Raw genomic sequence first — 11857 nt, 5'->3', positions numbered from 1 at the left:
GATCGCCGTCGTGTGGGCCCTGGCGGTGAAAAACTGGTCATCGCGTCTCAAGGGCGCGCTCATAACAGCGCTTTTGTTCAGCACGGCCTATATGGGTCTCAGCGTGGTCTTACAGGCCAATGCCGAGAACCGGGCGAAAGCCATTTTCGCCCGCGCCGGAATTGATGCGCGCAATGTCTTTGCGATCGCAGGTCCGTTCAACACCGTCGTGTGGAAGGTCATCGGGCAGGAAGATGGCCGCTATCACAATCTCTATCTCTCGCTCTTCGACGATGACGATCAGGCCAGAGTGTATACGCATCCGACCCGTTCGGACCTGACCGCCTGCCTTGACGGAATTGACGCTTTTGAAAAGCTGAGATGGTTCAGCCGGGGGTATTTCGCGACAGCCTTGCAGGATGGAAAAATAATCGTGTCGGACCTGCGGATGGGTCTTACGCCGAGCTATGTCTTCAGATTTGCGATCGCTGAATATGGCGGCGCATTGATAAGACCGATGCCGCCGGCAGCCATAGAGAGCCAGCTGACGACACTCGGGGACGACCTTGACTGGCTCGCCGCACGCATTGTCGGGCAGCCATCGGTTCGGGCTGCTGAAACCATCGACGCTGAGAAGCAGGGCGCAACCGAACCCGCATCCTGCTGACGGCGCCGAGCAGGGAGCTGAATTGCCGGCCGGTTTCCGGCCGGCGTTGCCGAGCATACCATCAACGCTCTATCCTGCGATTGGAAGACAGGTTTCGATATGTACTCAGGAGGCCCCCATGACCGCCATCGCCCGGCACCCCCAAACCCATAACGATCCGCACTGGGATGTCCGCGTCGATCTCGCGGCCGCCTTTCGCTGGTCGGTGAGGATGAACTGGCACGAGGCGGTCGCCAACCATTTTTCCGCGGCGGTCAACGAGGACGGAACCCGGTTCCTGATGAACCGCGACCAGATTCATTTCAGCCGGGTGACCGCGTCGAACCTCCTGCTTCTGGACGCCAGCGCCCCGCAGACGATGGAACTGCCGGATGCGCCCGATCCGACGGCCTGGGGTCTTCATTCCGCCGTTCACCGCAATTGCCGGCACGCCCGTGTCGCGCTGCATGTGCATTCGAAATACGCGACGGTGCTGGCAAGCCTTGCCGACAGTTCCATGCCGGCGATCGACCAGAATACGGCCATGTTCCATGACCGCGTGGTCATCGACGGGGAGTTCGGCGGACTTGCCTTTGAAGAGGAGGGCGAGCGCTGCTCGCAGCTCTTTTCCGACCCCAGGAAGACGGTGATGATCATGGGCAACCACGGCGTTCTGGTTATCGGCCGGACCGTGGCCGAGGCCTTCAACCGCCTCTATTATTTCGAACGCGCTGCGGAGACGCTGATTACCGCCTACATGACGCAGAGACCGCTTCGCATCATTGCCGATGATGTCGCGGCACAGGTCGCGGACGACATCGAGAACTACCCGGGGCAGGCAGAGCGCCACATGGCGGAAGTCAGGCTGCTTCTCGACCGGGACGAGCCGGACTACGCCACATAGGCGCGCGCACTGCAGCCGCACCCCTGTGAGCCGCGTCCGAGGCCAAAATGAAACACATGCTCTTCCTGCGCACCGCCGCCGCCCTGTTCCTGCTCGCCTTGCCGGCCCATGCCGACATCCGCGCACGGCAGGTCGAAAAAACCTACACGATTTCGGGAACGACCGGCATTGAGCTCTACCGGTCGATCGGCGCCCGCGGACCGCGCATTCGCGGCGGGATATCGAGCGCCATAGCCAAAACCGATTTCGACCTGAAATGGAGCCGCGACTACAGGCGCGACGGCAATGACTGCGTGCTCGTCGCCGCGCGGCCCTTCCTGACCATCACATACACACTGCCGAAACCGGCCGAAACCCTGCCGGCGGACGTCGCCGCCCGCTGGCGCGTCTTTATCGCCGGGATCCGCGCCCACGAGGCCGTCCACGGTGAATACGTCATCGATATGGCACAGGACATCTACGATACGACGGTCGGGTTCCGGCAGCGCAACGATCCGGAATGCAAGACGATCCGCCACGCGATACAGGCGCCCCTCAAGGCTGCCTTCACCCGTTACAGGACCCGTAACCGCAGCTTCGAACAGTCGGAGATGCGCGACGGCGGCAACATCCAGCAACTGATCCTCGAACTGGTCAACGGGCCGTGACGCGCTTCCGGCCTCGAATGGCGCGAAAGCAGGTCCGATCAGGGTTTCCCGACCCGCCGCCCGGGCCTCAGACGCAGGATCAGCGGCACGATGGCGGCGATCAGCAATCCGGCGACAAAAAACGGCGCGCCCGGAAGATAAGGTCCGTCGCCACTGACGAACCACTCGAAGACGCCTGTCAGGACCAGCGGCGCGGCGATGGCCGAAACGGACGTCAGTGAAGCGATCACGCCCTGTACCAGGCCCTGCTGATCTTCACCCACACGGTTGGCCGCAAAGGCGGTCAACAACGGCGGCGCCATGTCCGACAATGCGGAGACTGGAAAAAAGACGGCCACAACCAGGATCGTGCCCGCGACGCCAAAACCGAACATGCCGATCACGCCGGCGACGATCGCTATCAGCAATGTCCGATAATCGCCCAAACGCCTGGTCATCCGCGGCAATATCCCGGCCTGGACGACGGCGATCAGAATACCGTATGCCGACAGGGTCAACCCGATGGTGAAGCCGTCCCAGCCGAACAGTTCGCGGCCCCAGAAGGCCCAGAGCGCCGGGTAGACCATATTGGCGAATTCGAACACGAAAATGCAGATAAGCGGAACGGCGAGACCCGGCACCATAAACGCCCGCGCGATGGTCCCGAACGGGTTCAGGTCACGCTTGCCGAAGGGCCTGCGGTTTTCCTGCTTGAGCGCTTCCGGCAGGACAAGGAAGCCAAAGGCCACGTTGACCGCAGACAGTACCGCCGCGATCCAGAAGGGCGCCGTAATGTGCCAGGCCGAGGCGACGCCGCCGATTGCCGGCCCGAGGACAAAGCCGATGCCAAAGGCGGCTCCGATCATGCCGAAGCTCGCCCCGCGCTCCTCGGGCTTTGCGATGTCGGCGATGTAGGCGGTCGCGGTGACATATGTGGCCCCTGCCACCCCGGCAAGAACCCGGCCCACGAGCAGCACCCAATAGGTTTCGGCCATCGCCATGATGACGTAGTCGATCGTCAGCGTGGCAAGCGCCGCGATCAATATCGGCTTGCGCCCGCAGGCGTCGGAAAGGCTTCCGATAACGGAGCCGAAAAGGAACATGGCCGCCGCATTGGCCGACATCATGACGCCGCTCCAGAATGCGCCCGCAGCCGTGGTGCCCGCCGCCGACGCGATCCATCAGGTCCGGCATGATCGGAAAGACGATCCCGACGCCGATGGCGTCGATCATCAAGGTAGCCAGAATGAAGAGAAAGGGACCGGTCAGCTTCATGCCAGCACAAGAGACGCAAAATCCACACCGGGCAAGCCGCAAATCGCAAAAGCCACAAGCCGGATCGCTGCACCGCCTGCGACCATCGAGATCTCACTTGCACGTCTGTTATGGTATCCCGATGTGAGGCAACGCCCTGATTTACGGAGAAATCCGCAATCTGCCGGGGTGCTGGCCATAAGCGATACGATCGCCCTGGCGACGATGGAAGCCAGGGGGTTCACCCGCCGGGATTACGGCATTCGTCATCACGGCGGTGACCTCGGACGAAAAGCACGAAGCGACAATATGTAGGGCCTTGGAAGTCGCCGGCCTTGCGGCCGCCCGCCCCGCCGCGCATTCAAAAATAAGGTTCGGCAAGGCAATGCAAAACAGGATCGTTGGGTTATAAGTAAACATGTGTTTAGGGAATATTCCCGTCGCGCCCGATTCAACATTCTCTGCATCATTCGGAGTACATAATGGCCGGTCTCGAGTTCATCCACAGGTTTTGTCTTGCCGCCATGATTGCTGTGCTTGCGCCTTTACCGGCCTTTGCAGAGGAAAAATCCCGCGTTCCGCCGATGGAACTCTACCGGACGATGCTCGACGCCAACCGTCAGAACGGGTGGGTGCAGTTTCGCAACTTCGACGGCGCCCAGTGGATCTACTTCACTGCCTTGCAGACCCTGCATTGCCGGCTTTCGGAAATCCGTTACTCAATCAACTCCGACACGCTGGACAAGCGGTTTGCACTTGTCGCATGCGATCCACAAAACCCAATGGCGCTGCCGCCGGACGCCGGACCGGAGGCCATCGCACTGCGGTTCCCGCTCGATACGGCTCAAAGCATCGCAGTTCAGGTGGTTTGGGAAGACGGAAGCGAAAGCGATATCGCCCTGTACGAGCCATGCGCGGATGCGGGTGAACAAAGCTGCGCGTGGCCGATCGAATAGACGCAAAAAACCGTTCCGACCGCCCTTTACGGCTGGCCGAAGCTTGACCGCATATCAATCCTCGATGATCAGCCGCGACAGTTCCGCGGCGGCGGCATGCATCTTGTCCGCAAAGGCGTAGGCATCGGCCAGTTTGAGACGCTGGGTCGGCGCGTGAAACGACAGCGTCGACAGGAGCCTGCCATGCACGTCGCGGATCGGCACGGCAAGGGCGATCATGCCCTCCATGAACTCCTCATCGTCCTGGGAGAAGCCGCGCTCGCGGGTCTTGTCGACCTCGGCAAGAAGCCTGTCCGGATCGGTGATCGTACGCCCGGTGTGTTTGTCCAGGCGCGCCGAGCGGGCATAGCGCTCGAAATGCGCCGGATTGAGCGATGCGAGATACATCTTGCCGCTTGCGGTGCAGTAAAAGGGAACATGGGTCCCGATGGGAAGCTGGATGCGCAGCGGCCACTTGGTCTCGACGCGATCGATGTAGACCATCGAGTCGCGTTCCGGCACCGAGATGTTGCAGGTTTCGCCGATGTCCGCGGCCAGCGCATCGAGCACGGCAAGGCGGGCGGTGCGGACACGAAGCGACGTCAGGACGCCCATGGACAGATCGCGCAGACGCCGGCCCGGCGTGTAGGAGCGGCCGTCGATCTCACGCTGAAGAAAGCCCTCCGCCTCGAGCGTGGAAAAGAGCCGGTGGATGGTCGGTTTCGGCAGGCCGAGATGCTGGTTGATCGTGGTCGGCGTCACCGGGACGCCGACACGGGCGATTTCCTCCAGCACCATCAGCAAACGAAGATTCGTGGGGATCGTTTCACCTGTTTCGCCGCGATCCGCCATATCCAACCAATTCACTCCCGGTTGCTCCTACCTGTCCGGCAGCAACGTCGTCGACAGCTCCGGAACGATCGCAACGATAAACCAGACGCTGATCAGCGCCACGAGGTAGGGCACGGTATATCTGAGCAGTTTGAAATAGGGAACACCCGTCACGCCGCTGGCAACATAGAGGTTGAGGCCATAGGGCGGGGTGATGAAGCCGATCGATGCGCCCACCAGGAAGATCACAGCGAATTGCACCGGCTCGACACCGATCGAATGGGCGATCGGAGCGAGGATCGGCGCAAGGATAATCGTAACCGGCAGGCTCTCAAGCACCATGCCGAAGATGAAGACAATGATCATCGCGGTGAACAGAACCGCATAATAGCCGCCCATATTGGTGACAAAATCGCCGATGACCTGTTGCGCGCCGAGAACCGAGAGAATCTGCTGCATGACGACGGAGACGGCGATCAGCGGCGCAAGGATGCCGGTGATCTGCGCCGACCGGGCCGTGATCGAGGGCACTTCCGTCAGGCGAAAGCCCTGAACGACGAGCATTTCCGCAAAGCCCTTTTCGGTATGCGGGCGGTCCTCGCTCCTGGAGCCCATCAGCCTGTGCAGCGGCAGGCAGGTCAGGCCGACGATGATGCAGAAACCGACCGTCACGCCGGCGGCTTCCGTCGGCGAGAACTTGCCGGTGTAGATACCCCAAAGGACAAGACCGATGGCGAAGAAGCCGAGCCAGGCGCCGAAAGCGGTTTTCAATACGCGGTTGAACTCGAGGCGTATGAGATGGCCCCAGCCGTTTATCCGGCAGATGATCCAGCACGCAAACTGCATACCGCCGACCATCAGCGCACCGGGCAGGATGCCGGCGACGAAGAGATCCGAAATCGGCAGGTTCATCAGGAAGCCGTAAACGATGAAGATGATCGATGGCGGAATGATGATACCGACGGTGCCGCCCGCAGCAGCGGTCGCGGCGGCAAAGCGCTCGTCGTAACCGCCCTTGACCATTTCGGGATGCAGCATCGAGCCGATCGTTGCCGTCGTCGCCGAGTTGGAGCCGGATATGGCGGCAAAGAGACCGCAGGCACCGAGGCTTGCCATGGCAAGACCGCCGCGCACCCAGCCGAGACAGGCATAGGCGAAATCGGACAGGCGGCGCGCGATCCCCGATTTGTTGATCAGGTCGCCGGTGAGGATGAAGAGTGGCATGGCCAGCAGGGCGAAACCGTCGGTGAAGACGTCCGCCAGCGCCGCGCCGATATTGTCGAGTGGCAGTCCGAGCACGAAGCTGCAGCCCACGACCCAGAAACCGATGACCAGAAACACCGGCACGCCGAGCATGAAAAACAGCGTGACGCCGATGGAGATGAGGGTGACCCAGGTTCCGTCCGTCATGTCGCCCTCCTACTCGCCGCCGATGACCGCCTGATTGATCAGGGTTTCACCCGACCGGTACCTGGCGATGTCTTCGAGATAGTTTTCCAGTGCCCGCGCGCACAAAAGGATGAAGCTCAGCGGTACGGTGGCGAGGAACCACCACTGCATGACATTGTCCGTGCCGAGCATGATCTGGAAGTTCGACGCCGAGTTGGCGACGACCCGCGTGGAGCTGACGACCACGATCCAGCAGAAGACGAACCACAAAACCGCATCCAGGGTGAGACAGGCCATCTGGCCGGCGCGCGGCATGGACGTGCGGAATTCGGCAAATGCAAGATGGGTTCTGAGCCGGACGTTATAGGAGCAGCCGAACCAGGTCATGATGAGGAACAGGAAAGGCGGCAGTGTCGTCGACCAGGGCGCCTGCTCGCTGAGGACAAAGCGGCGGAACACCTCGACAAAGATGATTACCGCGATCACCAGGTAAGACCAGACCATGATCGAACGTTCCAGTTGGCGGTCGACGAACGGGAGAAGCTTGTAGATCCAGAGCACCAGGGCGGCGCCCAGAAGGGTCGCGAAAAAACCGACGACCCAGGCGCCGTCGCGGCGCAGGGCCTCGCTGATCGTCCAAGAATCATTCGCCAGGACAGCGCTGAAAATAGCGCCGATATCCGCCGCCAGGGAACCCATGGCCACCCTCCTCCCGGGTATGCGTTGTCAGAAAAAGGCCCGGAGCCGGCAGGACCGGCTCCGGGACATGGTATCCATCTTCAGGAGGAACGCCACCAGCGGCGCGGCTCGACGTTTTCCGGTTTCATGTCTGCCGGCACCTCACGGGCGACGCGATGGATATCGGTATAGGTGTCAATACCGCCGGCCCAGTTGTTCAGGCGCTCGCGCCAGGCCGCCCAGGGCTCCGGATTGAATTCGGGCGAACACATTTCCTCTGCCATCTTGATCTGATCTTCGGGCAGGAAGGCGGGACGGACATTGTTTTCAACGAACAGCGTGTCCGGCAGCTGCGGATCGGAGAAGCCGACAGTCTTGACCAGTGCCGCCTCGTTGGCCGCCTGGACATGAACCTGCGCCAGATAGGCCGATTCCATGATGGCGTCCTGGAGATGCGCGTCCATGGAATCGAAGACCTTGGCGGACATGGACGTATGTTCGGTGCCGCAGAAGAACTTCAGGTCCACGGATTGCGAGACCACCGGAGACATGTTTGCGTACGCCACGGCAGACGCCCAGGTTTCCGCGCCGTCGATCAGACCCTGCTTGAGCCCGTCGAGCGTTTCTTCCCAGGCAATCGGAACCGGGTTGAGGTTCAAAAGCTGCATGGCGATGCGGCCAAGCTGCGTGCCGGTGACGCGGTTCTTGGTGCCGAACAGTTCCTCGAGCCTGGTGACCGTCGGCTCCTTCTCATATTTCAGGCCGAGCTGAATGCCGCGCAGTTCACAGTGGCTGAAGAGGAACTTCAGGCCGTGACGCTTTTCCAGCGGGTCGCGCAGGATGCGCTGGCTCTCAGGACTGTAGAGGAAGTAATATTGCGAGGCGCGGCCCGGGAACATGAAGGCGTAGTCCAGAACGTTCAGGTAAGGTGCGCCGCCGGCCGAATTCTGTGTTGAGGCGGCGTAGATGTCGACAATGCCGAGCTGTGTCTTCTCAACGCAGTTCAGCTGACCGCAAATCTGATTGTCGCCGATGAACTCGATGCGGATCTCGCCTTCCGTGCGCTCCTCGAGGTCGCGCGCGAACTCCAGACATCCGGCCCGCTCGATCAACAGGTTGCGGGCATTGAACCCGGACGCGCCGAATTTGAGATTGTATTTGGCGGGCTTCGCAAACCGCTTCTCGTAGGTGGATTCGGCAGCCTGGGCCAACGAAGAAAGGCTGATGGCACCTCCCAGACCGCCTGCAGCCATAAGCGTGGAACTGATGCCGAACTGACCCGTCAGCTTGAAAAGATCGCGGCGCGAAATCGCGCCCAGCGCATTCGAAACCTTCATTTCGTCCTCCCAAGACAATTGTAAAAATGAGACTTTTAATCTCAAAAATACACAGTATGCTCTGGTGGCGCAAGCCCAAATAAACCTGTTACGGTCAACAGATGTTTCGAAGGACCGATGCTTATGGACATTACTGAAGCCGATTATGTCGTCATCGGAGCGGGTTCGGCGGGGTGCGTGCTGGCCAACAGGCTGTCGGCGGATCCGGGCGCGCGCGTTGTCCTGCTGGAGGCCGGCGGACGCGATCTCAATCCGTGGATCCACATCCCGGTCGGCTACTTCAAGACGATGCACAATCCGAGCGTCGACTGGTGCTACAGCACCGAGCCGGATCCCGGCCTCAACGGCCGCTCGCTCGACTGGCCGCGCGGCAAGGTGCTCGGCGGTTCATCGTCGCTCAACGGGCTGCTTTATGTCCGCGGCCAGAAGGAGGATTACGACCGCTGGCGCCAGATGGGCAATGAGGGATGGGGCTGGGACGATGTCCTGCCGCTGTTCAGGCGCGCCGAGCATCAAGAGCGCGGCGAGGACGACTACCACGGCGTGAACGGACCGCTCAACGTCTCCAATATGCGCCTCAAGCGGCCGATCTGCGATGCGTGGGTGGCCGCGGCGCAAAATGCCGGATATGCCTTCAACACGGATTACAACGGCGCCACTCAGGAGGGTGTCGGCTATTTCCAGCTGACCGCGAAAAAGGGCCGGCGCTGCAGCGCGGCCGTTGCCTATCTCAATCCGGTGAAGACGCGGGAAAACCTTCAGATCATCACCCGGGCCCATGTCCAGGGCCTCGTCTTCGAGGGCAGGCGCGCCAGCGCCGTGCGCTTCAAAGACCGGCGCGGCTCCGAGCGCATGGTGAAGGCCAGCGGGGAAATCATCCTGTCGGCGGGCGCGATCGGTTCGCCGCAGATCCTGATGCTGTCCGGCCTTGGCGAGGCGGCGCAGCTTCGCGAGCACGATATCGATGTGGTGGCCGACCTTCCGGGTATCGGCAAGAACCTTCAGGACCATCTGCAGGCGCGGCTTGTGTTCAAATGCAACGAGCCGACGCTCAATGACGAGGTTCGCAGCCTCTTCAATCAGGCACGCATCGGCCTGAAATATGTTCTGTTCCGCGCCGGGCCGATGACGATGGCGGCGAGCCTTGCCACAGGCTTCCTCAAGACACGGGACGAGGTCGCGACGCCGGACATCCAGTTCCACATCCAGCCCTGGTCGGCCGACAGCCCGGGAGAAGGCGTCCATCCCTTCTCCGCCTTCACGATGTCGGTATGCCAGCTGAGGCCGGAAAGCCGCGGCGAGATTCGTCTTCGCAGCGACAAGGCCTCGGACCACCCGTCCATCCACCCGAATTACCTGGCGACCCCGCTCGACTGCCGCACGATCGTCGACGGGGTGAAGATCGCCCGCCGCATTGCCGAGCAGAAGCCGCTTTCGGGCAAGATCGCCAGCGAGTTCAGGCCCGGTTCGGACACCGTCGATGACGAGGCGATCCTCGACTGGGTCCGCAATGCGTCCACGACAATCTATCACCCGACGGGCACCTGCCGGATGGGACGTGACGAGGGGGCGGTGGTCGACGCAAGGCTTCGGGTCCACGGCATTGAGGGCTTGCGTATCGCCGACTGCTCGATCATGCCGGAAATCGTCTCGGGCAACACCAACGCGCCCGCAATCATGATCGGCGAGAAGGCCAGTGACCTGATCCTGGCTGACCGGTAGCGCACGCCGGGCTACGCCGGCTCCCCGGGCAGCAGAAACCATGTGCGCATCTTTCCCTTGCCCTTGATCTCGACGGCCCCGCGTTCAACGATGCGAAAATCCCGCGACAGGCGCTTCATGGTCGCCTCACTAGCCGGGTGGCGGCATCGGCGTGACCGGCCCGCGGCTCCGGCAGCCCGGCAACCGCCATATAGGCGTCCCCAACGGCTTTGATCTTCTCGACACGCGCCGCCTCCGCCGACCCGGGCAGACGTTGTGGAGAGACGCCGCTCACGGACCTTTGTGGCGGGCAATGGCGACACCATGTGGTATCTGATAATCACCTGACTGCCTTAAGTTGAATTGACACCGCAGACTTTCGGAACAAGAAAACGGGCAAAAGGGGAAACAGAACAGGCACCTGAGATGCCATGGGATACTGAAAGAACATATGAAGGGTAACGGATCGACCGCTTGATGGCACAGGACAAGGAACGAAGGCGCAGTTCGGAAGCAACCAAGGAAGCGATCCTGAATGCCGCGAGACGGACATTCATAGAAAAGGGGTTCGATGCGGCGGGTCTACGCGAGATAACCGCCGCGGCCGGCGTGAACGCGGCGCTCGTCAACCGCTATTTCGGCTCCAAGGAAAACCTTTTCCGCGAGGCCGTCGTGCCCGAACTCAATATCGACGCCCTCCTGGCAGGCGACCGGGCCACCTTTGGTGAACGCGCCGCGACCTTCTTTGCACGGCCGGATGTTGCGGACGAACACACCGACCCGACGCTGGCATTCATCCGTTCGGCCGGCAGTGCCTATGTCAACACGACGGTGAGCAAGGCGATCCACCGGCAGATTGTCCTGCCGCTCGCCGAATGGCTCGGCGGCAAGGATGCCGAACAAAGGGCCGCACTGATCGTCGCGCATATGACCGGTTTTGAGACGCTGCGCCGGGTCGTCGGGCTCGATTCGCTCTCACAGGAGCATGCCGAAACGGTTATTTTGCGATTCGCACGCGTGCTGCAGAGCTATGTCGACGACAAGCACTAGTATTCGGTTCAGCCGAACCGGTTCGCGCCGTCCTCGCTCGGCTGGACGTGCCAGTAGATCAGCACCAGCAATCCGATGATGGGAATGAGCGCAATCAACAGCCACCAGCCCGAGCGGCCGATATCGTGCAGGCGGCGAACGCCCACGGCCAGCGACGGAAGCAGCAGCGCCAGCGACGCAACCGCGCTGAGCGGATTGCCGGCTTCCGGGGCAAATGCGCTAAAGCCGAGAAGCGGTGCGACAACGGCCCCGTCGACAATCTGCAGCACCAGGGACAGGATGAAGACGAAAAGCGTCCACCACCAGAATTCCGGTCGTGTTGCTCGCCCGCTGAAATTCACATAGTTGGAGAAGACCGTACGAACCGATTGCGTAAAAGTCATCGCCCCCTCCGATGAAGGCGCACCATGACGACGCGCCGTATTCAAACGGCGCTATACTTAGCTTTCGCCCCCGGTTTTGCAACCGTTAAGGAAAAGCCGCCGTTCAATGATCGAACCGCTCAGCCGAATACATGGCAAAACGGA

The 11857-nt window shown here is 61.4% G+C and carries 13 protein-coding genes and 1 pseudogene; 7 read left to right on the top strand and 7 right to left on the bottom strand.

Translation table 11 applies throughout. The annotated features are described in order from the left end of the window. The 3 genes and pseudogenes from AC5E6N_RS09310 to AC5E6N_RS09300 all read left to right on the top strand — a co-directional run. Window positions 1-646, top strand: a pseudogene (locus AC5E6N_RS09310) (metal-dependent hydrolase); the annotation flags it as partial. A 118-nt stretch (window positions 647-764) separates the two neighbouring features. Then, entirely contained in the window at window positions 765-1529 is a 765-nt protein-coding gene (locus AC5E6N_RS09305) for a class II aldolase/adducin family protein (protein ID WP_491747560.1), read from the top strand. A 47-nt stretch (window positions 1530-1576) separates the two neighbouring features. Then, on the top strand, window positions 1577-2176 hold the full coding sequence (locus AC5E6N_RS09300; RefSeq protein WP_491747559.1) for a DUF922 domain-containing Zn-dependent protease: 600 nt from the start codon (window positions 1577-1579) through the stop codon (window positions 2174-2176). Window positions 2177-2214: 38 nt separating this feature from the next. Here the strand turns inward: AC5E6N_RS09300 and AC5E6N_RS09295 are convergent, their stop codons facing one another. Further along, window positions 2215-3282: an MFS transporter gene (locus AC5E6N_RS09295; RefSeq protein ID WP_491747558.1), complete on the bottom strand. Its 1068-nt coding sequence runs from the start codon at window positions 3280-3282 to the stop codon at window positions 2215-2217. On the opposite strand from AC5E6N_RS09295, the gene AC5E6N_RS09290 reads away from it, so the two are divergent. Beyond that, window positions 3257-3724: a hypothetical protein gene (locus AC5E6N_RS09290; protein ID WP_491747557.1), complete on the top strand. Its 468-nt coding sequence runs from the start codon at window positions 3257-3259 to the stop codon at window positions 3722-3724. The genes AC5E6N_RS09295 and AC5E6N_RS09290 overlap by 26 nt on opposite strands. 167 nt (window positions 3725-3891) lie before the next feature. Beyond that, the gene (locus AC5E6N_RS09285) at window positions 3892-4365 is read left to right on the top strand and encodes a hypothetical protein (RefSeq protein WP_491747556.1); all 474 of its coding nucleotides are present in this window, start codon (window positions 3892-3894) and stop codon (window positions 4363-4365) included. Window positions 4366-4419: 54 nt separating this feature from the next. On the opposite strand, the gene AC5E6N_RS09280 is transcribed toward AC5E6N_RS09285, so the two are convergent. From AC5E6N_RS09280 to AC5E6N_RS09265, 4 genes are all read right to left on the bottom strand, one after another. After that, window positions 4420-5211 (bottom strand): IclR family transcriptional regulator, encoded by a 792-nt coding sequence (locus tag AC5E6N_RS09280; protein ID WP_491747555.1) that lies wholly within the window; start codon window positions 5209-5211, stop codon window positions 4420-4422. A gap of 12 nt (window positions 5212-5223) precedes the next feature. Beyond that, complete coding sequence (locus AC5E6N_RS09275; RefSeq protein ID WP_491747554.1) at window positions 5224-6585, bottom strand: TRAP transporter large permease; 1362 nt, start codon at window positions 6583-6585, stop codon at window positions 5224-5226. A 9-nt stretch (window positions 6586-6594) separates the two neighbouring features. Then, window positions 6595-7263 (bottom strand): TRAP transporter small permease, encoded by a 669-nt coding sequence (locus tag AC5E6N_RS09270; RefSeq protein ID WP_491747553.1) that lies wholly within the window; start codon window positions 7261-7263, stop codon window positions 6595-6597. An 80-nt stretch (window positions 7264-7343) separates the two neighbouring features. Then, window positions 7344-8579: a TRAP transporter substrate-binding protein gene (locus AC5E6N_RS09265; RefSeq protein ID WP_491747552.1), complete on the bottom strand. Its 1236-nt coding sequence runs from the start codon at window positions 8577-8579 to the stop codon at window positions 7344-7346. A 123-nt stretch (window positions 8580-8702) separates the two neighbouring features. Here AC5E6N_RS09265 and AC5E6N_RS09260 point away from each other — a divergent pair, with 123 nt between their 5' ends. Continuing rightward, entirely contained in the window at window positions 8703-10301 is a 1599-nt protein-coding gene (locus tag AC5E6N_RS09260) for a GMC family oxidoreductase (RefSeq protein ID WP_491747551.1), read from the top strand. A gap of 115 nt (window positions 10302-10416) precedes the next feature. Here the strand turns inward: AC5E6N_RS09260 and AC5E6N_RS09255 are convergent, their stop codons facing one another. Beyond that, window positions 10417-10575, bottom strand: a complete 159-nt coding sequence (locus tag AC5E6N_RS09255) for an adenylate/guanylate cyclase domain-containing protein (protein ID WP_491747550.1) — start codon at window positions 10573-10575, stop codon at window positions 10417-10419. Window positions 10576-10757: 182 nt separating this feature from the next. Here AC5E6N_RS09255 and AC5E6N_RS09250 point away from each other — a divergent pair, with 182 nt between their 5' ends. Further along, on the top strand, window positions 10758-11330 hold the full coding sequence (locus AC5E6N_RS09250) for a TetR/AcrR family transcriptional regulator (RefSeq protein ID WP_491747549.1): 573 nt from the start codon (window positions 10758-10760) through the stop codon (window positions 11328-11330). An 8-nt stretch (window positions 11331-11338) separates the two neighbouring features. Here AC5E6N_RS09250 and AC5E6N_RS09245 read toward each other — a convergent pair whose 3' ends face one another. Next, window positions 11339-11713 (bottom strand): DUF805 domain-containing protein, encoded by a 375-nt coding sequence (locus AC5E6N_RS09245; RefSeq protein WP_491747548.1) that lies wholly within the window; start codon window positions 11711-11713, stop codon window positions 11339-11341. Window positions 11714-11857 lie beyond the last annotated feature (144 nt).

Source organism: Hoeflea sp., assembly GCF_984452065.1.
Note: the sequence above shows the minus strand (reverse complement) of the source record. Positions and strands in the feature narration are given on the sequence as shown.

Coding starts and splice junctions, on each gene's coding strand:
- AC5E6N_RS09290 (WP_491747557.1), top strand. CDS start 3,257: ATGGCCGCCGCATTGGCCGACATCATGACGCCGCTCCAGAATGCGCCC.
- AC5E6N_RS09275 (WP_491747554.1), bottom strand. CDS start 6,585: ATGACGGACGGAACCTGGGTCACCCTCATCTCCATCGGCGTCACGCTG.
- AC5E6N_RS09260 (WP_491747551.1), top strand. CDS start 8,703: ATGGACATTACTGAAGCCGATTATGTCGTCATCGGAGCGGGTTCGGCG.
- AC5E6N_RS09270 (WP_491747553.1), bottom strand. CDS start 7,263: ATGGGTTCCCTGGCGGCGGATATCGGCGCTATTTTCAGCGCTGTCCTG.
- AC5E6N_RS09285 (WP_491747556.1), top strand. CDS start 3,892: ATGGCCGGTCTCGAGTTCATCCACAGGTTTTGTCTTGCCGCCATGATT.
- AC5E6N_RS09245 (WP_491747548.1), bottom strand. CDS start 11,713: ATGACTTTTACGCAATCGGTTCGTACGGTCTTCTCCAACTATGTGAAT.
- AC5E6N_RS09295 (WP_491747558.1), bottom strand. CDS start 3,282: ATGATGTCGGCCAATGCGGCGGCCATGTTCCTTTTCGGCTCCGTTATC.
- AC5E6N_RS09265 (WP_491747552.1), bottom strand. CDS start 8,579: ATGAAGGTTTCGAATGCGCTGGGCGCGATTTCGCGCCGCGATCTTTTC.
- AC5E6N_RS09300 (WP_491747559.1), top strand. CDS start 1,577: ATGAAACACATGCTCTTCCTGCGCACCGCCGCCGCCCTGTTCCTGCTC.
- AC5E6N_RS09305 (WP_491747560.1), top strand. CDS start 765: ATGACCGCCATCGCCCGGCACCCCCAAACCCATAACGATCCGCACTGG.
- AC5E6N_RS09250 (WP_491747549.1), top strand. CDS start 10,758: ATGGCACAGGACAAGGAACGAAGGCGCAGTTCGGAAGCAACCAAGGAA.